Consider the following 21,161-nt stretch of genomic DNA (forward strand, 5'->3'; position numbering starts at 1 on the left):
GATCAACGGAACAAAACTCATGGCAACAGAAATCCGCGTTCCCACTCTTGGCGAATCCGTCAGCGAAGCGACCGTCGGCACCTGGTTCAAGAAGGTCGGCGACGCGATCAAGGCCGACGAGCCGATCCTCGAGCTCGAGACCGACAAAGTGACGATCGAAGTCCCGGCCCCGGCCGCCGGCACGCTCAGCGAAATCGTCGCGCAGGCGGGCGAAACCGTCGGCCTCGGCGCGCTGCTCGGCCAGATCTCCGAGGGCGGCGCGGGTGCTGCCGCCGCTGCGCCGGCTGCGGCCGAGAAGAAGCCTGAGCCTGCGGCGGCTACCGCTGCTCCGGCTGCGGCCGCGCAGCCGGCCGCCGCTGCCGCGACGCAGACGTCCACGTCGATGCCGCCGGCACCGGCGGCTGCCAAGCTCATGGCCGAGAACAGTCTTTCCGCCGATCAGATCGACGGCTCGGGCAAGCGTGGCCAGGTGCTGAAGGGTGACGTGCTCGCGGCCGTCGCCAAGGGCATTTCGGCTCCGGCTGCAGCCGAGCCGGCCAAGATCCAGGCCCGCGCGCCGGCACCGGCGGAAGATGCCTCTCGCGAAGAGCGCGTGAAGATGACCCGCCTGCGGCAGACGATCGCCCGGCGCTTGAAGGACGCGCAGAACACCGCGGCTATGCTCACCACCTATAACGAGGTGGACATGAGCGCCGTCATGAGCCTGCGCTCGAAGTACAAGGACATCTTCGAGAAGAAGCACGGCGTGAAGCTCGGCTTCATGGGCTTCTTCACCAAGGCGGTGACGCATGCGCTGAAGGAGTTGCCGGCTGTCAACGCCGAGGTCGACGGCACCGAGATCATCTACAAGAACTTCTGCCACGTCGGCGTCGCCGTCGGTACCGACAAAGGCCTCGTCGTGCCCGTCGTGCGCGATGCCGACCAGATGTCGATCGCCGAAATCGAGAAGGAAATCGGCCGTCTCGGCAAGGCAGCGCGCGACGGAACGCTGGCCATGGCCGACATGCAGGGCGGCACCTTCACCATCTCCAACGGCGGCGTCTACGGTTCGCTGATGTCCTCGCCGATCCTCAACGCTCCGCAATCGGGCATCCTCGGCATGCACAAGATCCAGGACCGCCCGGTCGCGATCGGCGGTCAGGTCGTCATCCGGCCGATGATGTATCTGGCGCTCTCCTACGATCACCGCATCGTTGACGGCAAGGAAGCGGTGACCTTCCTCGTGCGCGTCAAGGAAAGCCTCGAGGATCCGGAACGCCTGGTGCTGGATCTCTAGATTACGGTGATCTAGGCCGGATCGGCCTGAATGGCGGGGGCCGCGTGCCCCCGTTTCCATCTCCACCGATGCCCGGACCGGGACGCACGTCTGACGGGCATCGACAGCCACGGAACCAGAGGTTAGGTTTTGGGGGCACGCTATGCGCGCATCCCGGACAGTTGGCATCGTAAGCACCGGTCGCAACCATGATGAGCTATCTGATCGAACTCGCTTCGCTAATGGCGATCTTCACCTTCGCCATCGTTTCGCCCGGCGCCGACCTCGCCATGGTGCTGCGCCAATCGCTGGTGCACGGCCGCCGCGCGGCGATCGTCACCTCCTTCGGCATCGGCGCGTCGCTGATGTTCCACGTGACCTACACCATTCTCGGCCTCGGGCTGATCATCTCGCAGTCGATCTACCTCTTCAACATCGTCAAGTGGTGCGGCGTCGCCTACCTGATCTACATCGGCATCAAAGCCCTTCGCGCCGGCCAGACGGAAATCGCGGTCGAGGCAGCGGCCGAGACCGGCGAAGCCCGCAGGCAGCAGTCGGCGCTGAAGGCCTTCGGCCTCGGCTTTGCCGCCAACGCGCTCAATCCCAAGGCGGTCTTCTTCTTCCTGTCCATCTTCTCGACGGTCGTCAGCGCCCATACGCCGATGACGGTCAAGTTCGGCTATGGCTTCGTCATGGCGAGCGCGCTGATCCTCTGGTTCGTCGGGGTCAGCCTGTTCATGACGACGCCGCGGATGCGGGCGGCCTTCACGCGCGCGAGCAAATGGATCGACCGGGCGAGTGGCATGGTCTTCATCGCTCTCGGACTGAAGCTGGCGACGGAAAAGGCCGCGTGATGATCTGCGGCCGCAACGTTCTCTTCGTTTCGCTTATGCTTTCGGCAGCACCGGCCCTTGCGGACGAGTGCACCCAGGCGCAGGCGGTCTACGCCGACCCGGCCGGAACCTATGAGCTGCGCTTCGAGCCCGTCGGATCGGAGGCAGCAGTCACCAGCAATCACTTCAAGATCAGGATCGGGGACACCGGCCTTCTGCTCGATGGCGTCGTGATGCAGTCCGGCGAACCGCTGCGGGCGAACGGGATCGTCATGAACGACTGCCCGACCGGCGACGTGACCGGCGCGGAACTCGAGGCCTGCACCGTCTGGCAGGGCCCGATCTATGCGGTCGACAAGGCCGGCCAGATCGGGCTGCTTCAGCCGGAGGACGCGCCCGCAGCCGATCGGATCCTGCTTCCGGATTTCGGACCGTCGCTGCGTGAATCGAGTGCCTGGGGCGAAGGCAAGGGCACCACCGACAGTTCGGATGTCTTCCAGTTCAAGGGGTGTGGATCATGAGCAGCGGACCTGTACTTCTCGTCACCGGGGGCAGCCGCGGCATCGGCGCCGCGGTCGCGCTTGCCGCGGCCAGCGAAGGCTGGCGGGTCGCCGTCAACTATGCGTCCAATCGCGATGCGGCCGAGGACGTGGTCCGTCGCATCGCGGAGGCCGGCGGCACGGCCGTTTCCGTCGAGGGCGACGTGGGCAGGGAAGAGGGGGTGAAGGCGATCTTTGCAGCCGTCGACACCGCCTTCGGCCGTCTCGACGGCCTCGTCAACAATGCCGGGATCATCGGTCCGCCGCAGCGCGTAGACGAGGTTTCGCCCGAGCGGATCGAGCGGCTGTTCCGCACCAACGTGACGGGCTCCATCCGTTGCGCCGCCGAGGCGGTGCTCCGGATGTCGACGCGCCACGGCGGGCGGGGCGGCTCGATCGTCAATCTCTCCTCCATCGCCGCCGTGCTTGGCGCGCCGGGGCAATATGTCGACTACGCCGCCACGAAGGGCGCGATCGACAGCTTCACGGTCGGCCTGGCGCGTGAAGTTGCCACCGAGGGCATACGCGTGAACGCGGTCCGGCCCGGCGTCATCGATACGGAAATTCATGCCTCCGGCGGGCTGCCCGACCGCGCCCGCGACCTCGCACCCACGATCCCGATGCAGCGGCCCGGAACGGCCGGCGAAGTTGCCGATGCAATTCTCTATCTCCTGTCCGACAAGGCGACTTACGTGACGGGAACCATTCTCACCGTGAGTGGCGGGCGGTAGCCCTCCCAAGACCGTCCTCCCAAGACCGTCCTCCCAAGAAGGATTATCAAATGGCCTATGATCTCATCGTTATCGGAAGCGGCCCCGGCGGCTATGTCTGCGCCATCAAGGCGGCGCAGCTCGGCATGAAGGTTGCCGTGGTCGAGAAGCGCAGCACCTATGGCGGCACATGCCTGAATGTCGGCTGCATCCCCTCCAAGGCGCTGCTGCATGCTTCCGAAATGTTCCATCAGGCGCAGCACGGCCTGGAGGCGCTGGGAGTCGAGGTCGCAAGCCCGAAGCTCAACCTTCAGAAGATGATGGCCCACAAGGACGCGACCGTTAAGTCCAATGTCGACGGCGTCTCCTTCCTCTTCAAGAAGAACAAGATCGACGGCTTCCAGGGTACCGGCAAGGTTCTCGGCCAGGGCAAGGTCTCGGTCACGAACGAAATCGGGGAGGAGCAGGAGCTCGAGGCGAAGAACGTCGTCATCGCCACCGGTTCGGATGTCGCCGGCATTCCGGGCGTGGAGGTCGCGTTCGACGAAAAGGTGGTCGTCTCCTCGACCGGGGCACTCGCGCTCGAAAAGGTCCCGGCGAGCATGATCGTCGTCGGCGGCGGCGTCATCGGTCTCGAGCTCGGCTCCGTCTGGGCGCGCCTCGGCGCAAAGGTGACCGTGGTCGAATTCCTAGACACGATTCTCGGCGGCATGGACGGCGAGGTTGCCAAGCAGCTTCAGCGGATGCTGACCAAGCAGGGCATCGACTTCAAACTCGGCGCCAAGGTGACCGGTGTCGTGAAATCGGGCGACGGTGCCAAGGTCACCTTCGAACCGGTGAAGGGCGGCGATGCGACCACGCTCGATGCGGAGGTCGTGCTCATCGCTACCGGACGCAAGCCCTCGACGGACGGCTTGGGTCTCGCCAAGGCGGGCGTCGTTCTCGATTCGCGCGGCCGCGTCGAGATCGACCAGCATTTCCAGACGAGCATTACTGGCGTCTACGCGATCGGCGACGTCGTGCGTGGGCCGATGCTGGCGCACAAGGCCGAGGACGAAGGCGTTGCCGTCGCCGAGATCATCGCAGGCCAGGCCGGGCATGTGAATTACGACGTCATTCCGGGCGTCGTCTATACCCAGCCGGAGGTCGCCTCCGTCGGCAAGACCGAGGAAGAGCTGAAGGCCGCGGGCGTCGCCTACAAGGTCGGCAAGTTCCCCTTCACGGCCAATGGCCGCGCCCGCGCAATGCTGCAGACGGACGGCTTCGTGAAGATCCTCGCCGACAAGGAGACCGACCGCGTGCTCGGCGGCCACATCATCGGCTTCGGCGCCGGCGAAATGATCCACGAGATCACGGTGCTGATGGAGTTCGGCGGGTCGTCGGAGGACCTCGGCCGCACCTGCCACGCCCATCCGACGATGTCTGAGGCGGTAAAGGAAGCGGCGCTCGCCACCTTCGCCAAGCCGATCCACATGTGATTATCGGGAGGGCCCTGCCCTCCCACCGCATTGACCGGCCGGTCATTCCACCTGCGTCACAGTGAACCCCTGCTGACGCAGGAGTTCGACGAGGCCTTCCTTCCCGGGAAGGTGCAGCGCGCCCACGGCCATGAACACGCCGCCGCCCTTCAGGAGGGGCGCGGCGCGATCTGCCATGATCCTGTTGCGATCGATGATGATGCGCTGCTCGAATTCGGCATAGCCGGCGTCGTCGGATGAAATACCGGCGGAGGCGAGTTTCATCATGGGCATGATCGTGCCCGTCTCGCCGGAGAGGTAGAGATCGGTGGTCGTCGTCATCACGTCGTCGATCGTCTTGCCGAGAGCAAGCGTTTCGATCAGTGCCTTGAGATGCATTTCGACCGGCAGCGAATCCATTGCCGAAAGCTGCTCGACCAGCGTTTCAAGACCCTTGAGCGTCTTGCCCTCCCTCAACGCGTCCTCGGCGAGCTTCTTGTCGAGGAAGGAGGCACCGGCCGCCTTGCGCGAGAATTCGCAGGCCGGCAGGGCGACGAAGCTGGCAATCATCCAGGGCTTCATCTTGGTGACGAGCGGCAGAGGGATGCCGCGCGCCTTGAGACCGCTTTCGAGAAGCGCGCGGTCCTCCGGTTTCAGGAAATCGTTGATCGTCTTGTCGCCGGTGAACATGGTCAGTTCCGGCTGCATCATGATCGCGGCGGTCGCCCTGTTCTGGTCGACGATCTCGTCGGACTCGACGATCACCGTCTCAGCCCTTGCGAAGGCCTCCGTCGCGCCGCCGGGCATCGCCAGCACGCGAGGATCGGTGACATGCATGGTGCCGAGCAGGAAGGAGGGCGCCTGACCGTGCCCTTCGATCTTCCAAAGCAGGCCCTTTCCGTTGGGCACCGCCGCCGCTTCCGCGCGCAGCGCCGCCAGGCGGGCCGGATCCGAATGTTCGAGGCCGGTCAAGATGTTGCTGCCGGCGCAGTCCGTCTCTTCCGCCCGTGCCTCCGACACATGGAGCAGGGCGGCAACGAGGCTCGCCGCCGTCAGTAGATTGAGCAGTGCCGTCAGCCACAACAGGCCGTCGGCCGCCTTGGCCGCGAGATCGCGGACGGGTCTGGTGAAAGTGTTCATGGATGCCCCCGGCATTGACGGAACCCTACTCCCCCACGGTCACGGGTTCCTTAACACGCTTGGTTAACGGCCAAGGACGTCAGATTTTAGGCGCGCGGATGGGCGCGGTCGTAGATTTCCAGAAGCCGTGCCGAATCGACGCCGGTATAGACCTGCGTGGTCGACAGGCTGGCATGGCCGAGCAGTTCCTGGATGGTGCGGAGGTCCCCTCCGCCCGCCAGAAGATGCGTCGCGAAAGAGTGGCGCAGCGCGTGCGGTGTCGCCGAATCCGGCAGGCCGAGTGCGGCGCGCAGCTTCTGCATCTCGCGCTGGATGATCGCCGGCTGGAGCTTCGCGCCGCGGGCGCCGCGGAAAATCGGTTCTCCGGGCTCGATATGGTAGGGGCAGAGCTTTCGATAGGTCTCGACCGCTTCGGCGGCGGCGGCGATCATCGGCACGATCCGTGTCTTGCCGCCCTTTCCGGTGACCCTGAGCGACGTCACCGGTCCTGAGAAATCGGCGGGGGTCAGGTCCAGCGCCTCCGCTATCCGCAGGCCGCAGCCATAGAGCAGGGTCAGCACTGCGGCATTGCGCGCCGCGATCCAGGGTTCCTCGGCCAGTTGCGCGTCCGCGGTGACGACCTTCAGGGCCTCCCGGTCGGTCAATGCCTTGGGGAGAGACTTCGGCTGCTTCGGGGACCGCACCGCCCCTGCACCCGCCGCATTGGCGAGCCCGTTTCTCTCGAGATAGCGCAGGAAGGAACGCAGACCTGCCAGGCCGCGGCCGAGCGTGCGCGCGCCGGCGCCTCCCTTGCGGCGCTGCGCCAGGAAGCCGCGCAGATCCGCGGGGCGAAGGGCGCGGATATCCGAGAGCCGCGGCGGACCCGCAAGGTGCCCGGTCAGGAATGTCAGGAACTGCCGCGTGTCGCGCTCATAGGCGTCGACCGTCTTTTCGGACAACCGGCGTTCCTCGGCGAGGCTCGCAAGCCAGCGCCTTCGTTCCGCCATCACTTCGGGATGGCCTATGGCAAGAAGTTCGTTCATCATCGGGCCCGGCGGGTTCATCAGCGCGGTGCGCTCACTGATCCAGGCTCGGAGCATCGCATCGGGCGTGTTATGTTTTTGCTAACGTGCTGAAGTTTGCTGCTGCGGCCTCTTGGAATTTGTCATTGTTCGATCATATTGAACTGCAATGTTCGGCCAGCAACAGCGGATGGGACAATGTCGAGACGTGATTCGGCGAGCGCTCTGGCGCATTTTGCGGAGGCGGTTGCGCTGGTCTCGCAAGGGCGTCCCGGCCATATCGTCGATACGCTGATCGCGGAACGCGGCCAGAAGATCGTCTGCCATCCCCTGTGGCCCGTCATGCGGCCCTTTCTCTACACGCTGCTCAACTACCGCAAGGCGATCGAGTTCGCCAATGCCGTCGCCAATATGCCGGGCTTCCAGGCCTTCGAGCATCTGAGTTCCCTTCTCGCTCTCGAGATCCGCGCCGACAAGCCGGAGCGCATTCCCGAGAAGGGCGGGTTCCTGCTCGTCAGCAACCATCCGACGGGGATCGCCGACGGCATCGCCGTCTTCGATCTCCTGAAGAGCCGGCGGCCGGACATGATGTTCTTTGCGAACCGCGACGCGATCCGCGTCAATCCGCGCTTCGTGGAAATGGTCATTCCGGTCGAATGGCGCGAGGAATACAAGTCGAAGCTCAAGGCGCGCGAAACGCTGCAGGTGACGAACAGGGCCATCGAGGCGGGCAAGGCGACCGTGCTCTTCCCCTCCGGCCGCATCGCCTATTGGGCCGAGGGACGGCTCAACGAGCGCCCCTGGAAGAGCTCGGCGGTCGGCTTCGCGCGCAAATACGGCCTGCCGATCCTGCCGGTGCATATGAGCGCGCGCAATTCCGGCCTCTTCTACTGGTTTGCCAAATGGTCGACGGAACTGCGCGACATGACTGTGTTCCACGAACTCCTCAACAAGAAGGGCGACCGCTTCGACTTCCGGATCGGCAATCTCATTCCGGCGGATGCGCTCGACGGCGATCCGGTGGAGGTGACGCGTGCGCTGGAGCGTCATACGGTACACGCACTGGCTGCCGACAGCGACGCGGCGTTCGAGCTGTCTGCCAGGGCGGTTGCAGCGGGCTAAGCCGTCACCATGATGCTTCGCTCGATGTTCGCCGAGAACTACCGGTCGCTGCGCTCGATCCGAATGGATTTGGCCGGCGTCAATCTGTTCATCGGAGAGAACGGCGTCGGGAAGTCCAACCTCTATCGTGCCCTGCAGCTGGTTCAGGCTGCCGTGAGAGGCCATCTCGCCCGCGAGATTGCGGAAGAAGGCGGCATGGCGTCCGCCATCTGGAGCGGCCCGCAGCGCGTCGGCAAGCCGGCGCGTATTCGGCTGGACGCCGAACTGATCGACGAGGAGCGAGCGATCACCTTCCGCTACCGGATCGAGGCGGGTTTCCGCCCGCCAAAAGCGGCGGCGGGTTTCGCCTATGAGCCGCAGGTCAAGGAGGAGGAGCTCACGATCGAGACGGGCCGGCGCCCGGTTCCGGTGATGAAGCGCAGCGGCCCCGGTATCTTCGTGCGCGGCGAGGGCGGCCGGATGGTGGACTATCCGGAGCAGGCGATGACCTCGGAGACGGCTATCGCGCTGCTCGGCGACGCCGGCCACTACCCTGAAATCGGCAGCTTCCGCCGGGCGGTCGACCAATGGCGGTTCTTTCACGGCTTTCGCACCGACCGCGAATCGCCGCTGCGGATGCCCTGCCTCGCCATCACCGCGCCATTGCTGGACGAAACCGGCGCCAACATGGCCGCCGTCTTCGCGACACTCCGGCACACGAGGCAGGATACGGTCGATCTCGATCGCGCGGTTGCCGACGCATTTGCAGGCGCCCGCCTGCAGGTGCCCGAACCCGGCCAGTTCGCCGAATTCTCGCTCGTCTTTCCGGACTTTCCGCACCGGGCATTTTCGCCGCGCGAGCTTTCGGACGGGCAGATGCGTTTCCTGGCACTTGCGGCGGCGCTGTTATCCTATCGCCGTCCCCGGTTCATCGCGCTCAACGAGCCCGAGACGAGCCTTCATCCGGATATGCTGCCGGCACTGGCTGCCATGGTCGCCAGTGCCGCGCGGGAAAGCCAGATCTGGATCGTCACGCATTCCGAACGCCTGGCCGAGCTGGTCCGGCAGCAATGCGGCGTTCGTCCGCGGCGTGTGATTCGCAAGGACGGAGCCACCTGGATCGACGGCATGCGCCTTACCGGCGCGGTCGAAGAGGAGGACGAGTAAGGGCTCTCTTATCTGGCCTGCCGGCCACCCTGCAGGCAGGGCAACATGACGGCCGCGTACTCGTCCCCTCGCCCGCCTGCAGAGCGACCTTTAGAAGACGGGCGAACTCGGAAAAAAAGGCCCCGCATCACTGCGAGGCCCCTGGTCAATTCCGTTCGATGCGGAGGATCAGGCGATCTTCTGGCCGGTCTTGGCCCAGTCGGCGAGGAACATTTCGAGGCCCTTGTCGGTCAGCGGGTGCTTGACCAGGGCCTTCAGCGTTGCCGGCGGGGCGGTGACGACGTCGGCGCCGATGAGGGCGGCCTCCTTGACGTGGTTTACCGTGCGCACCGAGGCGGCGAGGATCTCCGTCTCGTAGCCGTAATTGTCGAAGATCTGGCGGATTTCGCGGATCAGGTCCATGCCGTCGACGGCGATATCGTCGAGGCGGCCGATGAACGGCGAGACGAAGGTCGCGCCGGCCTTGGCGGCGAGCAGCGCCTGGTTTGCCGAGAAGCACAGCGTCACATTGGTCTGGTGACCGTCCGAGGTCAGCGCCTTGCAGGCCTTGAGGCCGTCGAGCGTCAGCGGCAGCTTGATGCAGATATTGTCGGCGATCTTCGAAAGCGCGGCCGCTTCCTTCATCATCGCGCTGTATTCGGTCGCGGTCACTTCGGCCGAAACCGGTCCTTCGACGATCGAGCAGATTTCCTTGGTAACCTCGACGATGTCGCGGCCCGCCTTCAGGATCAATGACGGATTTGTGGTGACGCCGTCGAGCAGGCCGAGATCGTTCAGTTCCCGGATGTCCTTCACATCGGCGGTATCAACGAAAAATTTCATCGGAGTCTTCCTTTGGCACTCAGCCGTTTCGGGCGCATCTCCACAGCAGGAAATTCCATGGCGGATATCGCGCGCGTTGAAACTCGGTTGGAACCGTGACAAACCCTGCTTTCCGCAAGGCAGCGGTTCGCTGCGAGTTTTCTTTAACTGAAAGCGGTGGCAAGGTCACGGCAAAATGACTCTTGATTCAACCGATTTATTCGGCCCCGTACTCGACCGCCGGGTGGTGCCCGTCCTGGTGCCCATGCCGGCGCCGAGGGCCTATTCCTACGGGGTGCCCGACGGCATGGCGGTCGAGCCGGGATCGATCGTCCAGGTGCCGCTCGGCCCCCGTTTCGTCGTCGGCGTCGTGTGGGACGGCGAAGACGACGGCGGCGTCGATCCGAAAAAGCTGAAGCAGATCGAGAAGGTCTTCGACTGCCCGCCGCTCGGCCCGGACATGCGCGCCTTTCTTGATTGGGTGGCGAGCTACACGCTGACGCCGCCGGGCCTCGTCGCCCGGATGGCACTCCGGGCGCCGGCCGCGTTCGATCCGGAGCCGATGGTGGAGGCCCTGCGTCTGACCGAGATGCGGCCGGAACGGATGACTGCGGCGCGCGAGCGCGTCCTCGCCACCGCGAGCGACGGGCTTTCCTGGACCCGCTCGGGGCTTGCCCATGCCGCGGGGGTCTCGTCCAGCGTCATCGACGGCCTGACGTCGCAGGGCGTGTTCGAGACCGTGTTCATGCCGCCGCCGCCGGTCGTCGCCGCGCCGGATCCGGCTTTCGCCGCGCCGCGCCTCGAAGGCCCGCAGAGGCAGGCGGCTGCCGACCTGCTGGTCGCCGTCGAGGAGCGGAAATTCTCGGTATCGCTGATCGACGGCATTACCGGTTCCGGCAAGACGGAGGTCTATTTCGAGGCGATAGCGGCGACGTTGCGCGCCGGCAAGCAGGTCCTGATCCTGCTGCCGGAGATCGCGCTGACCGCAAGCTTCCTCGAACGCTTCCAGGAGCGCTTCGGCGCGAAGCCCGCGGAGTGGCATTCCGATCTCGCGCCGCGCACGCGGGAAAAGGTCTGGCGGCAGGTGACGACCGGCCAGGTGCGCGTCGTCGCCGGCGCCCGCTCGGCGCTTTTCCTGCCCTTCGAGGATCTCGGCCTCATCATCGTCGACGAGGAGCACGACCCCGCCTATAAGCAGGAGGACCGCGTCTTCTACAATGCGCGCGATATGGCCGTGGTACGCGGGCGGATCGGCAATTTTCCGGTCGTGCTCGTCTCCGCCACACCTTCGGTCGAGAGCCGGGTGAACGGCGAGGTGGGGCGTTACCGGCCGATCCATCTGCCCACCCGCTTCGGCGATGCGGCGCTCCCCGATCTCGGCATAGTCGATATGCGCCGCCATCCGCCGGAACGCGGCGGCTTTCTTTCGCCGGTGCTCGTGAACCAGATCGGCAAGACGATCGGCCGGCGCGAGCAGGCGCTCCTGTTCCTGAACCGGCGCGGCTATGCGCCGCTGACGCTCTGCCGCGTCTGCGGCCATCGCTTTCAGTGCCCGGACTGCTCGAGCTGGCTGGTCGAGCACCGTTTCCGCGGGCAGATCCAGTGCCATCATTGCGGCTATTCGGAGAGGACGCCGGAAGCCTGCCCGGAATGCGGCACGCTCGATCATCTCGTTGCCTGCGGCCCCGGGGTGGAGCGCATCGCCGAAGAGGTCGAGCGGCATTTCCCCGACGCGCGCACCATTGTGCTCTCCTCCGACCTGATGGGCGTCAAGCGGCTGCGGCTGGAGCTCGAGGCGATCGCCCGTGGGGAGGCGGACATCGTCATAGGCACCCAACTCGTCGCCAAGGGCCACAACTTCCCGAACATGACGCTGGTCGGCATCGTCGATGCGGATCTGGGTCTTGCCAATGGCGACCCCCGCGCTGCGGAACGGACGTTCCAGCTCCTTTCCCAGGTGACGGGGCGTGCCGGCCGGACGGGCCTCAAGAGCCTCGGGCTTCTGCAGACCTATCAGCCGCAGCATCCGGTCATGCAGGCGATCGTGTCCGGCGATTCCGACGCTTTCTACGAACGCGAGATCCATGAGCGGGAAAGGGCGGTGCTGCCCCCTTTCGGCCGGCTCGCCTCGATCATCGTTTCGGCCGATACGCGCGGCGATGCCGAGGGCCACGCCCGCGGACTGCGCAATGCCGCGCCGCGCGTCGACGGCATCGCGATCCTCGGACCGGCGGAAGCGCCGCTTGCGCTCATCCGCGGCCGACATCGCTTCCGGCTTCTCGTCCACGGGCGGCGCAACAGCGACATGCAGTCCTTCGTCCGGGCGATGATCGCCGCCGGCCCCAAGGAGCGCGGATCGGTCAGCGTCCAGCTCGACATCGATCCGCAGAGTTTTTTGTGATCACTGTCGGATCTTCGTCCTTCGACCGATTCACATCCGGAAGGACATAGGCTAGACCTCTTCCCCGCATCGCGTCGGCTCGGCGCGAGCGGAGGGTCCACAGCAACGGGCGGGGACGGAGATGGAGTTCTACATACCGACGGAAACCGGGGAGCTGCTGGCTTTTTGTGCGGCCGCGCTCGCGGCGCTGATCGGGCTCGTCATGCTCTTTGCGCCGCGCCTGACCTTTCGTGCCGCCGGGATCGGCATCGCCGAGGGGCGGCGGGGAGGGCTGGCGGAGGCCCGCTCCACCATGGGCGGCATGCATCTGGGCCTGGGCCTCGGCGCCATCCTGCTTGCCCAGCCAATGGTCTATCTCGCCGTCGGCGCGGCTTTCGCACTCGCGGCGTTCGGTCGCATCCTGTCGATCATGAGCGACAACGGCGCGACCCTCTTCAACTGGCTCGCGCTCCTGGTCCAGGCGGCGCTGGCGATCCTGCCTCTTGCCTATGTTTTCGGGCTGATCTGATCGCCGACAAGGGCCTGCGACACTATTTACGGCAAAATTCGGCCGAAGCGGCCGGGTAATGCCGCATTCCTGCCGTTGGCGTGTTGCGAGTCCAAACATCCTATGCTAGACGAACCGCGAACTGCGGGGGAAGTGGGTCGACCGGCCTCGATATCCTGCGAGTTATTGCAGCAAATTCAAGATGTTAGGTCGACGGTTCGCCTGTCCTGGCATTCCTGGATGATTTTGAGAGAAGCTTGTGCCCGTGGCAGACACATCCCAGCTCATTTCCGGTGTTGCAGAAAGATATGCCTCCTCGCTTTTCGAGCTTGCCCTTGATGCCGGGTCGATCGAAGCAGTCGGCGCCGATCTGACGCGCATCCAGGCGCTGATCGACGGCAGCGACGATCTGAAGCGGCTGATCGTAAGCCCGGTCTTTTCCGCCGACGACCAGTTCAAGGCCATTTCCGCCCTCGTCGAGAAGTTCGGCTTCTCCGGGCTGGTCGGCAACTTCCTGAAGGTCGTCGCGCGCAATCGCCGCCTCTTCGTGCTGCCGGGCATCATCAAGGCGTTCCGTCTGCTCGCTGCCCGTCACAAGGGCGAAATCACCGCCGACGTCACGTCGGCACATGCGCTGACGCTGGCGCAGGAAATCGAATTGAAGGCGGCGCTGAAAGGCGTCACCGGCAAAGACGTGGCGGTAAACGTCACCGTCGACCCGTCTATTCTTGGAGGTCTGATCGTGAAGGTCGGGTCCCGCCAGATTGACACCTCCCTTCGCACCAAACTCTCTACCCTTAAGCTTGCACTGAAAGAGGTCGGCTGATGGATATCCGCGCCGCGGAAATTTCCGCAATTCTTAAAGATCAGATCAAAAATTTCGGCCAGGAAGCGGAAGTTTCCGAAGTCGGCCAGGTGCTTTCCGTCGGTGACGGTATCGCCCGCGTCTACGGCCTCGACAACGTCCAGGCAGGCGAGATGGTCGAATTCCCAGGCGGAATTCGCGGCATGGCGCTGAACCTCGAAGCCGACAATGTCGGTGTGGTTATCTTCGGCTCGGACCGGGACATCAAGGAAGGCGACACGGTCAAGCGGACCGGCGCCATCGTGGACGTTCCCGTAGGTCCGGAGCTGCTCGGCCGCGTCGTGGACGCACTCGGCAATCCGATCGACGGCAAGGGCCCGATCAATGCCAAGCAGCGCGCCCGCGTCGACGTCAAGGCGCCCGGCATCATTCCGCGCAAGTCGGTCCACGAGCCGATGTCGACCGGCCTCAAGGCCATCGACGCCCTCATCCCGGTCGGCCGCGGCCAGCGCGAGCTCGTCATCGGCGACCGCCAGACCGGCAAGACCGCGATCATTCTCGATACGATCCTCAACCAGAAAGCCATTCACGACAATGGCCCGGAAGGGGATAAGCTCTATTGCGTCTATGTCGCTATCGGCCAGAAGCGCTCGACGGTCGCTCAGTTCGTCAAGGTGCTCGAAGAGCGCGGCGCGCTGCAGTATTCGATCATCGTCGCCGCAACGGCTTCCGATCCGGCGCCGATGCAGTATCTGGCTCCGTTCGCCGGCTGCGCGATGGGCGAATATTTCCGCGACAACGGCAAGCACGCCCTGATCGGCTATGACGACCTTTCCAAGCAGGCCGTCGCCTACCGTCAGATGTCGCTGCTGCTGCGCCGCCCGCCGGGCCGTGAAGCCTATCCGGGCGACGTCTTCTACCTGCATTCGCGCCTTCTGGAGCGCGCCGCCAAGCTCTCCGACGAGCGTGGCGCCGGCTCGCTGACGGCTCTGCCGGTCATCGAGACACAGGGCAACGACGTGTCCGCGTTCATTCCGACCAACGTGATCTCGATCACCGACGGCCAGATCTTCCTCGAAACCGACCTGTTCTACCAGGGTATCCGTCCGGCCGTTAACGTCGGTCTGTCGGTTTCGCGCGTCGGCTCCTCCGCCCAGATCAAGGCGATGAAGCAGGTCGCCGGCTCGATCAAGGGCGAGCTCGCCCAGTACCGCGAAATGGCGGCCTTCGCACAGTTCGGCTCGGACCTCGATGCCGCGACGCAGCGTCTGCTCAACCGCGGTGCCCGCCTGACCGAACTTCTGAAGCAGCCGCAGTTCTCGCCGCTGAAGACGGAAGAGCAGGTCGCGGTCATCTTCGCCGGCGTCAACGGCTATCTCGACAAGCTGCCGGTCAGCGAGGTCGGCAAGTTCGAGCACGGTCTCCTTTCCTACCTCCGTTCGGAAGGCAAGGCCGTTCTGGATACCATCCGTACGGAAAAGGCTATCTCGGACGACACCAAGGCCAAGCTGAAGGGCGCAATCGACAGCTTCGCCAAATCCTTCGCCTGAGCGGACCTCAACTAGGACGGACAACGGATGCCTTCACTTAAGGATCTGAAGAACCGGATCGCCTCCGTCAAGGCGACGCAGAAGATCACCAAGGCGATGAAGATGGTCGCCGCGGCGAAGCTTCGGCGTGCGCAGGAGGCGGCCGAGGCCGCCCGGCCCTATTCGCAGCGCATGGCTGCCGTTCTCGCCAATATCGCCCAGGCGGTCGGCGCGGACGACAGCGCGCCGCGGCTGATGACGGGAACCGGCAAGGACGACACGCACCTGGTGATCGTGTGCACGGCCGAGCGCGGTCTTTGCGGCGGCTTCAACTCGCAGATCGCCCGCTTTGCCCGCGACCATGTGCGCAAGCTTCTGGCCCAGGGCAAGACGGTCAAGATCATCTGCGTCGGGAAGAAGGGCTTCGATATGCTTCGGCGCGACTTCGCGTCGCTGATCATCGACCGTGTCGACCTGCGTGAAGTCAAGAAGATCGGTTTTGAGAACGCGGACCGGATCGGCCACAAGGTCATCGAGCTCTTCGACAATGGCGAGTTCGACGTCTGCACCCTGTTCTATTCCGAGTTCAAGTCCGTCATTTCCCAGATCCCGACCGCCCAGCAGCTCATCCCGGCATCGGCCGGCGAAGTGGCCGCCGAAGGCGAAGGGGCATCGGCGATCTACGAATATGAGCCGGAAGCCGGCGCGATCCTCAGCGATCTCATCCCGCGCAATATCTCCGTGCAGATCTTCCGGGCCCTGCTCGAGAACGTCGCGGGTGAAATGGGCGCGAAGATGAGTGCCATGGACAATGCGACGCGCAACGCGGGTGAGATGATCGACAAGCTGACGCTCAGCTACAACCGTCAGCGGCAGGCGCAGATCACCAAGGAACTCATTGAAATCATCTCTGGCGCGGAAGCGCTCTAAGGTTACGAGAAGAGGGTAAGAATTATGGCTAAGGCAGCTACCCCGAAAGAAACCGCAGCGGCGAAGAAGCCGGCTGCTCCGAAGAAGGCAGCTTCCGCCAAGACAGTCGTTGCGGCTACGGGTGCTGTCGGCCGCGTGACGCAGGTCATCGGCGCCGTCGTCGACGTCGCATTCGAAGAAGGCCAGCTCCCGCAGATCCTGAACGCGCTGGAAACCGACAACAACGGCAACCGCCTCGTTCTCGAAGTCGCACAGCATCTCGGCGAAAACTCCGTCCGCACGATCGCCATGGACTCGACCGAAGGTCTCGTTCGCGGCCAGAAGGTCGCCGACACGGGTGGCCCGATCGCGGTTCCGGTCGGCAAGGAAACGCTCGGCCGCATCATGAACGTCATCGGCGAGCCGGTCGACGAAGCCGGTCCGCTGAAGACTTCCGCCCGCCGCGCCATCCACCAGGACGCTCCGGCCTATGTGGAACAGTCGACCGAAGCGCAGATTCTCGTCACCGGCATCAAGGTCGTCGACCTGCTCGCTCCCTATGCCAAGGGCGGCAAGATCGGCCTCTTCGGCGGCGCGGGCGTCGGCAAGACCGTTCTGATCATGGAACTGATCAACAACGTCGCCAAGGCGCACGGCGGTTACTCCGTCTTCGCAGGCGTCGGCGAGCGGACCCGCGAAGGCAACGACCTCTATCACGAAATGATCGAGTCCGGCGTGAACAAGCACGGCGGCGGCGAAGGCTCCAAGGCCGCACTCGTCTACGGCCAGATGAACGAGCCGCCCGGCGCCCGCGCACGCGTCGCGCTGACCGGCCTGACGGTCGCCGAACAGTTCCGTGACGAAGGTCAGGACGTTCTCTTCTTCGTCGACAACATCTTCCGCTTCACCCAGGCGGGCTCGGAAGTGTCGGCTCTGCTCGGCCGTATTCCTTCGGCCGTGGGCTATCAGCCGACGCTTGCAACCGACATGGGCCAGATGCAGGAGCGGATCACCACCACGACCAAGGGCTCGATCACCTCGGTTCAGGCGATTTACGTTCCCGCCGACGACTTGACCGACCCGGCACCGGCGACCTCGTTCGCGCACCTCGATGCGACGACGGTTCTGTCGCGCTCGATCGCCGAAAAGGGCATTTATCCGGCCGTGGATCCGCTGGATTCGACCTCGCGCATGCTGGACCCGATGATCGTCGGCGAAGAGCATTACGAAGTGTCGCGCAAAGTGCAGTCGACCCTGCAGCGCTACAAGGCCCTCCAGGACATCATCGCGATCCTGGGCATGGACGAGCTTTCCGAAGAGGACAAGATCGCCGTCGCCCGCGCCCGCAAGATCGAGCGTTTCCTGTCGCAGCCGTTCTTCGTCGCCGAAGTCTTCACCGGCTCGCCGGGCAAGCTGGTTGCGCTCGAAGACACGATCAAGGGCTTCAAGGGCCTCGTCAACGGCGAGTACGACCACCTGCCGGAAGCTGCCTTCTACATGGTCGGTTCCATCGAGGAAGCCGTCGAGAAGGCCAAGAAGCTGGCTGCCGAAGCCGCCTGATCTGCATCAGGAACCGTGGCGCGGAGTTCCTTGCGCCACGGCTTTCATCCCGCCTGACAGTTGAGGCGGAGAACGTGCACAGCCCGCCGACCAGCGGCGCGCTCACCAGAAGTGAATGGTCATGGCCGAAAGTTTCAATTTTGAGCTTGTTTCCCCCGAGCGTCTGCTTGTCTCGGAGAAGGTGACCGAAGTCGTCATTCCGGCGACCGAGGGCGAGATGACCGTGATGGCCAATCACGCGCCGACCATGACGACCGTCAAGCCGGGCGTCGTGGCGGTGAAGACCGCCGCCGGCAAGACCGAACGCTACGCCGTCTTCGGCGGCTTTGCCGATATCCTGCCTTCCGGCTGCACGCTTTTGGCCGAATCTGCCGTCCATGTCGACGAACTGGACAGCACGGTTCTCGAAAACCGCATCGAAGCGGCACGCGCCGAACTCGAAGGCGCCGGTGACGAGAAGAAGACGCGTCTGGAACAATTCATCGCCGAACTCACGAAGCTCGGGGAGATCGTGATCCCGGCCTGAAAGGGACATCCCGATAAGGGATAATGCCTATCGAACCCCGCCTCGAGCGGGGTTTTTCGTCTCCGCGAGTTCGTTTCTCCCCGCAAGCGGCCGATAGAGCGTCTCAAGACAGCGGGTACTTTCCACCCGTTGCCGCCCCTCATCCCGCTGCCGCGACCTTCTCCCCGCAGGCGGGAAGAAGGGGCAAGCCGCGAGGGCCCAGCCCCATCCCGCCACTCGCTTCGAGGAAAGAGAACGGGCCGCCGCGTGTCTCTCGCCCCGCTTGCGGGGAGAAGGCGCCGGCAGGCGGATGAGGGGGCGCTGCAAACAGAAACGAAAATGCCCGGACGAAAGGTCCGGGCATTTCGGTAATCGACCTAGCCTCGGCCTCGGCCTCAGCTCGCGGCGCGTTCCGTCTCGTGCTTCTGGGCGTAGTAGTGGCCGAAGCGGTTGGCGAGGAAGGCGTCGAGCGCGATGTCTTCCTGGCGGACGAAGCCCTTGGTGGGGATCTTGCCTTGGGCGAGCATGTCGAGAACGGCGCAGATGCTGCCGGCGGTGGTGATCTGGATGCCGCTCTGCATGCGTCCCGCAACGACGCCGCTATAGACCTTGTTGGCGTAGGTCTCCTGCACCAGGCGACCTTCGCGGAAGCCCGAAACGGTGACGAAGATCACGACCACGTCCTGGGTGGTGGTCGGCAGGGCGTTTTCGAGGATGTCCTTCAGTACCTCGCGGCGATGACGCAGGCCGAGGTCGTTCAGGAGCGCCTTGAAGATCGCGGCATGACCGGGATAACGGATCGTCTTGTAATTGAGCGTGCGGACCTTGCCCTTCAGCGTCTCGCAAAGCGTGCCGAGGCCGCCGGAGGTGTTGAAGGCCTCGTAGGTGACGCCGTCGAGCGAGAACTCCTCGCGCTCTTCCATCGCGGGAACTTCGATCAGCGAACCTTCGACGATCGCCTCGCAGGGCTCGATATATTCGTTGATGACCCCGTCGGTGCTCCAGGTGAGATTATAGTTCAAAGCGTTCGACGGGTATTGCGGCAGGGCGCCGACGCGCATGCGAACGCTTTCGAGCGTATCGAAATGCCGGCTGAGATCGTTGGCGACGATCGAAATGAAGCCCGGTGCGAGGCCGCATTGCGGAATGAAGGCGGTGTCGGCCTCAGCTGCGATCGCCTTGACCTGGCGGGTGGATTCGACGTCTTCCGTCAGGTCGAGATAGTGGATTTTCGCCTCGGCTGCGGCTTCGGCGATCGCGACCGTCAGATGGAACGGCGCGGCGCTGAGCACGGCGAATTTTCCGGAGAGCAGGGCGACGAGCGCCTTTCTGTCGGCGATGTCGACGACTGCGGTCGAGACGGCATCGTGCTTCTCGACCTGCTGCAACTGCTCGGCGCTGCGATCGGCGACGCAGACGCGGTAGTCGCCGCTATGCGCCAGCATGCGCGCGATGGTGGAGCCGATCTTGCCGGCACCGATGACGACGATGTCTTTCATTTTGTATCCCCGGGGTATGAGCCTCTTTCACCACCATTGTCTCGCGGCCGAATATTGATTTGAAGCGTCGATATGGCTAAATCGTCGGTCTGTATTCGGCGTTTTGCCGATCAAGGTCGACGATATGCATGTAACGGACAAGGATCGCGAACTCCTCGCCATACTGAGCGAGAACGCCCGCATGCCGACGGCGACGATCGCCCGCCGGCTCGGCCTGTCGCGCACCACGGTGCAGGCGCGCATCGAGCGGCTGGAGCGCGAGGGGGTGATCGCAGGCTATGGCGTGCGCCTCTCGGAAAACTACGAGAAAGGCCTCGTGCGAGCGCATGTTCTGATCACGATTGCACCGCGGGCGCTCGGTCGGGTCACGCCCGAGCTCGCCGCCATTCGCGAAATCCGCATGCTGCATTCCGTCAGCGGCAGCTTCGATCTGATCGCGGTCGTCGCTGCAGCTTCGATCAGCGAGCTGGACCTGTTGATCGACCGGATCGGCGAAATCGAGGGTGTCGAAAAGACCCTGTCCTCCATCATTCTCTCGACGCGCATCGATCGCTGATACGCAGGTTCGCATCAATGCTCGGGCGTTGCGCCCCGACCGGCAGGCTGCCCCGCTGCACTCTGCGGTTCTGCCGATTGGACCGGCCGCGTCCAGGCGCTTGGGCCCCGGATATAGGAAACGCTCGCGCCGTCGCCCGGGACCAGCCATTTATCGCGGTCGAAATAGAGCTCGGCGATGCTCTTCGGCCGCGCGCGTGCGGCCTGATTGGCAAGGAAGTTGTAGCGGGGCGTGTCCCCCATTTCCCGCTTGAACTGGATACGACTGCCGAAGCGCTTGAGGTCGAATTCCTGGAGGCCCTGGATCTGGAGAGTGACGCTTGCGCTCCCGGCCCAACGAACCTCCCTCAAGAAGACGGATGCCGCCTTGGCAGCAGCGCTGGTGACGACCGGTGTGTCCCCGCTGTGCTCGATGTTGAGTTTTACGCGAAAGGAGGTGATCTCCTCCTCGCCACGGCCCTTGACCAGGATAAAGATGGACGAGCTCGGCTCCTGGCCCGGGCGGGCAAAGGGAACGAGCGACGAGCACTCCCAGCGGCCGCTCTCGGCTGATTTCCATTCGAGGTCGCGGAAGCCGGCTTCCCTTAGTCCCTCGCAAAGCGCCCGCGGGTCGCTGCGGATCTGACGGATGAATTGCTGTTCCGGCGTTGCAAGATCCGCGAAGATGTGGGCGGGCAGGAGTGCCTTTGGCGGTTCGGACTTTTTGCGTGGACCGCGGGCAGTCTCCGGCGGCCGCTCCGCTTGCGGCGGCGTCATCACGAAACCCAGCCCCGCGAGCAGCTGCTTCAGGTGGCGCTGTTCGTTGGCCAGGAGCACGGTCGCGGCGATCGCCGCAAAGACGAGCCCCACGGCGACGAGGAAGAAAGCGATGCCGGAACGGCTTTGCTGTTTCCTCTCCATCTTGCGC

Annotated in this window: 20 protein-coding genes; 15 read left to right on the plus strand and 5 right to left on the minus strand. The window is 64.4% G+C overall.

The window, feature by feature from the left end; translation table 11 throughout:
* Positions 1-19: 19 nt before the first annotated feature.
* The 5 genes from odhB to lpdA all read left to right on the plus strand — a co-directional run bounded on the left by odhB (position 20) and on the right by lpdA (position 4,815).
* Positions 20-1,276 carry a 2-oxoglutarate dehydrogenase complex dihydrolipoyllysine-residue succinyltransferase gene (gene odhB / locus AC6CIG_RS25475; protein ID WP_018097287.1) on the plus strand — a complete coding sequence of 419 codons (1,257 nt, stop codon included), beginning with the start codon at positions 20-22 and terminating at the stop codon, positions 1,274-1,276.
* Positions 1,277-1,464: 188 nt separating this feature from the next.
* Positions 1,465-2,109: a LysE family transporter gene (locus AC6CIG_RS25480; protein WP_018097286.1), complete on the plus strand. Its 645-nt coding sequence runs from the start codon at positions 1,465-1,467 to the stop codon at positions 2,107-2,109.
* Complete coding sequence (locus AC6CIG_RS25485; protein WP_018097285.1) at positions 2,109-2,609, plus strand: hypothetical protein; 501 nt, start codon at positions 2,109-2,111, stop codon at positions 2,607-2,609. Before AC6CIG_RS25480 ends, AC6CIG_RS25485 begins: the two co-directional genes overlap by 1 nt.
* Positions 2,606-3,358 (plus strand): SDR family oxidoreductase, encoded by a 753-nt coding sequence (locus AC6CIG_RS25490; protein WP_018097284.1) that lies wholly within the window; start codon positions 2,606-2,608, stop codon positions 3,356-3,358. Before AC6CIG_RS25485 ends, AC6CIG_RS25490 begins: the two co-directional genes overlap by 4 nt.
* Positions 3,359-3,408: 50 nt before the next feature.
* Positions 3,409-4,815: a dihydrolipoyl dehydrogenase gene (lpdA, locus tag AC6CIG_RS25495; RefSeq protein WP_498324062.1), complete on the plus strand. Its 1,407-nt coding sequence runs from the start codon at positions 3,409-3,411 to the stop codon at positions 4,813-4,815.
* A 42-nt stretch (positions 4,816-4,857) separates the two neighbouring features.
* Here the strand turns inward: lpdA and AC6CIG_RS25500 are convergent, their stop codons facing one another.
* Together AC6CIG_RS25500 and AC6CIG_RS25505 are read right to left on the minus strand one after the other, a co-directional pair.
* Complete coding sequence (locus AC6CIG_RS25500) at positions 4,858-5,934, minus strand: TraB/GumN family protein (RefSeq protein ID WP_018097282.1); 1,077 nt, start codon at positions 5,932-5,934, stop codon at positions 4,858-4,860.
* Between the two features lie 86 nt (positions 5,935-6,020).
* Positions 6,021-6,956 (minus strand): tyrosine recombinase XerC, encoded by a 936-nt coding sequence (locus AC6CIG_RS25505; RefSeq protein ID WP_164866960.1) that lies wholly within the window; start codon positions 6,954-6,956, stop codon positions 6,021-6,023.
* Positions 6,957-7,133: 177 nt separating this feature from the next.
* Here AC6CIG_RS25505 and AC6CIG_RS25510 point away from each other — a divergent pair, with 177 nt between their 5' ends.
* Positions 7,134-8,057 (plus strand): GNAT family N-acetyltransferase, encoded by a 924-nt coding sequence (locus AC6CIG_RS25510; protein ID WP_018097280.1) that lies wholly within the window; start codon positions 7,134-7,136, stop codon positions 8,055-8,057.
* 9 nt (positions 8,058-8,066) lie between these two features.
* Complete coding sequence (locus tag AC6CIG_RS25515; protein WP_018097279.1) at positions 8,067-9,203, plus strand: AAA family ATPase; 1,137 nt, start codon at positions 8,067-8,069, stop codon at positions 9,201-9,203.
* A 168-nt stretch (positions 9,204-9,371) separates the two neighbouring features.
* Here the strand turns inward: AC6CIG_RS25515 and fsa are convergent, their stop codons facing one another.
* The gene (gene fsa / locus AC6CIG_RS25520; RefSeq protein ID WP_003530290.1) at positions 9,372-10,025 is read right to left on the minus strand and encodes a fructose-6-phosphate aldolase; all 654 of its coding nucleotides are present in this window, start codon (positions 10,023-10,025) and stop codon (positions 9,372-9,374) included.
* A 175-nt stretch (positions 10,026-10,200) separates the two neighbouring features.
* Between fsa and AC6CIG_RS25525 the strand changes: the two genes are divergently transcribed.
* From AC6CIG_RS25525 to AC6CIG_RS25555, 7 genes are all read left to right on the plus strand, one after another.
* Positions 10,201-12,405, plus strand: coding sequence for a primosomal protein N' (locus AC6CIG_RS25525; protein ID WP_127710638.1), 2,205 nt, complete (start codon positions 10,201-10,203; stop codon positions 12,403-12,405).
* Between the two features lie 121 nt (positions 12,406-12,526).
* Complete coding sequence (locus AC6CIG_RS25530) at positions 12,527-12,913, plus strand: AGROH133_08824 family phage infection protein (RefSeq protein WP_003530294.1); 387 nt, start codon at positions 12,527-12,529, stop codon at positions 12,911-12,913.
* 238 nt (positions 12,914-13,151) lie between these two features.
* Positions 13,152-13,718: a F0F1 ATP synthase subunit delta gene (locus AC6CIG_RS25535; protein WP_010970368.1), complete on the plus strand. Its 567-nt coding sequence runs from the start codon at positions 13,152-13,154 to the stop codon at positions 13,716-13,718.
* Positions 13,718-15,247 (plus strand): F0F1 ATP synthase subunit alpha, encoded by a 1,530-nt coding sequence (gene atpA, locus AC6CIG_RS25540; protein WP_018097277.1) that lies wholly within the window; start codon positions 13,718-13,720, stop codon positions 15,245-15,247. The genes AC6CIG_RS25535 and atpA overlap by 1 nt, the downstream gene beginning before the upstream one ends.
* A 27-nt stretch (positions 15,248-15,274) precedes the next feature.
* A complete protein-coding gene (locus AC6CIG_RS25545; protein WP_018097276.1) occupies positions 15,275-16,156 on the plus strand; it encodes a F0F1 ATP synthase subunit gamma in 882 nt (293 codons plus the stop codon).
* A 24-nt stretch (positions 16,157-16,180) separates the two neighbouring features.
* Positions 16,181-17,695 (plus strand): F0F1 ATP synthase subunit beta, encoded by a 1,515-nt coding sequence (gene atpD, locus AC6CIG_RS25550; protein ID WP_018097275.1) that lies wholly within the window; start codon positions 16,181-16,183, stop codon positions 17,693-17,695.
* A gap of 121 nt (positions 17,696-17,816) precedes the next feature.
* A complete protein-coding gene (locus AC6CIG_RS25555; RefSeq protein WP_026168835.1) occupies positions 17,817-18,221 on the plus strand; it encodes a F0F1 ATP synthase subunit epsilon in 405 nt (134 codons plus the stop codon).
* Between the two features lie 374 nt (positions 18,222-18,595).
* On the opposite strand, the gene AC6CIG_RS25560 is transcribed toward AC6CIG_RS25555, so the two are convergent.
* The gene (locus tag AC6CIG_RS25560; RefSeq protein WP_127710640.1) at positions 18,596-19,699 is read right to left on the minus strand and encodes a saccharopine dehydrogenase family protein; all 1,104 of its coding nucleotides are present in this window, start codon (positions 19,697-19,699) and stop codon (positions 18,596-18,598) included.
* 124 nt (positions 19,700-19,823) lie between these two features.
* Here AC6CIG_RS25560 and AC6CIG_RS25565 point away from each other — a divergent pair, with 124 nt between their 5' ends.
* Positions 19,824-20,255 (plus strand): Lrp/AsnC family transcriptional regulator, encoded by a 432-nt coding sequence (locus AC6CIG_RS25565; protein ID WP_033047599.1) that lies wholly within the window; start codon positions 19,824-19,826, stop codon positions 20,253-20,255.
* 14 nt (positions 20,256-20,269) lie between these two features.
* Here AC6CIG_RS25565 and AC6CIG_RS25570 read toward each other — a convergent pair whose 3' ends face one another.
* A complete protein-coding gene (locus AC6CIG_RS25570; protein ID WP_437412432.1) occupies positions 20,270-21,154 on the minus strand; it encodes a DUF6030 family protein in 885 nt (294 codons plus the stop codon).
* Positions 21,155-21,161: the final 7 nt, after the last annotated feature.

This window comes from Sinorhizobium sp. GQ132 (assembly GCF_059758575.1).

What these genes read in the sequence shown, in the direction of transcription:
- odhB (WP_018097287.1), top strand. Translation starts at nt 20, where the DNA reads ATGGCAACAGAAATCCGCGTTCCCACTCTTGGCGAATCCGTCAGCGAA.
- AC6CIG_RS25480 (WP_018097286.1), top strand. Translation starts at nt 1,465, where the DNA reads ATGATGAGCTATCTGATCGAACTCGCTTCGCTAATGGCGATCTTCACC.
- AC6CIG_RS25485 (WP_018097285.1), top strand. Translation starts at nt 2,109, where the DNA reads ATGATCTGCGGCCGCAACGTTCTCTTCGTTTCGCTTATGCTTTCGGCA.
- AC6CIG_RS25490 (WP_018097284.1), top strand. Translation starts at nt 2,606, where the DNA reads ATGAGCAGCGGACCTGTACTTCTCGTCACCGGGGGCAGCCGCGGCATC.
- lpdA (WP_498324062.1), top strand. Translation starts at nt 3,409, where the DNA reads ATGGCCTATGATCTCATCGTTATCGGAAGCGGCCCCGGCGGCTATGTC.
- AC6CIG_RS25500 (WP_018097282.1), bottom strand. Translation starts at nt 5,934, where the DNA reads ATGAACACTTTCACCAGACCCGTCCGCGATCTCGCGGCCAAGGCGGCC.
- AC6CIG_RS25505 (WP_164866960.1), bottom strand. Translation starts at nt 6,956, where the DNA reads ATGAACGAACTTCTTGCCATAGGCCATCCCGAAGTGATGGCGGAACGA.
- AC6CIG_RS25510 (WP_018097280.1), top strand. Translation starts at nt 7,134, where the DNA reads ATGTCGAGACGTGATTCGGCGAGCGCTCTGGCGCATTTTGCGGAGGCG.
- AC6CIG_RS25515 (WP_018097279.1), top strand. Translation starts at nt 8,067, where the DNA reads ATGATGCTTCGCTCGATGTTCGCCGAGAACTACCGGTCGCTGCGCTCG.
- fsa (WP_003530290.1), bottom strand. Translation starts at nt 10,025, where the DNA reads ATGAAATTTTTCGTTGATACCGCCGATGTGAAGGACATCCGGGAACTG.
- AC6CIG_RS25525 (WP_127710638.1), top strand. Translation starts at nt 10,201, where the DNA reads ATGACTCTTGATTCAACCGATTTATTCGGCCCCGTACTCGACCGCCGG.
- AC6CIG_RS25530 (WP_003530294.1), top strand. Translation starts at nt 12,527, where the DNA reads ATGGAGTTCTACATACCGACGGAAACCGGGGAGCTGCTGGCTTTTTGT.
- atpA (WP_018097277.1), top strand. Translation starts at nt 13,718, where the DNA reads ATGGATATCCGCGCCGCGGAAATTTCCGCAATTCTTAAAGATCAGATC.
- AC6CIG_RS25545 (WP_018097276.1), top strand. Translation starts at nt 15,275, where the DNA reads ATGCCTTCACTTAAGGATCTGAAGAACCGGATCGCCTCCGTCAAGGCG.
- atpD (WP_018097275.1), top strand. Translation starts at nt 16,181, where the DNA reads ATGGCTAAGGCAGCTACCCCGAAAGAAACCGCAGCGGCGAAGAAGCCG.
- AC6CIG_RS25555 (WP_026168835.1), top strand. Translation starts at nt 17,817, where the DNA reads ATGGCCGAAAGTTTCAATTTTGAGCTTGTTTCCCCCGAGCGTCTGCTT.
- AC6CIG_RS25560 (WP_127710640.1), bottom strand. Translation starts at nt 19,699, where the DNA reads ATGAAAGACATCGTCGTCATCGGTGCCGGCAAGATCGGCTCCACCATC.
- AC6CIG_RS25565 (WP_033047599.1), top strand. Translation starts at nt 19,824, where the DNA reads ATGCATGTAACGGACAAGGATCGCGAACTCCTCGCCATACTGAGCGAG.
- AC6CIG_RS25570 (WP_437412432.1), bottom strand. Translation starts at nt 21,154, where the DNA reads ATGGAGAGGAAACAGCAAAGCCGTTCCGGCATCGCTTTCTTCCTCGTC.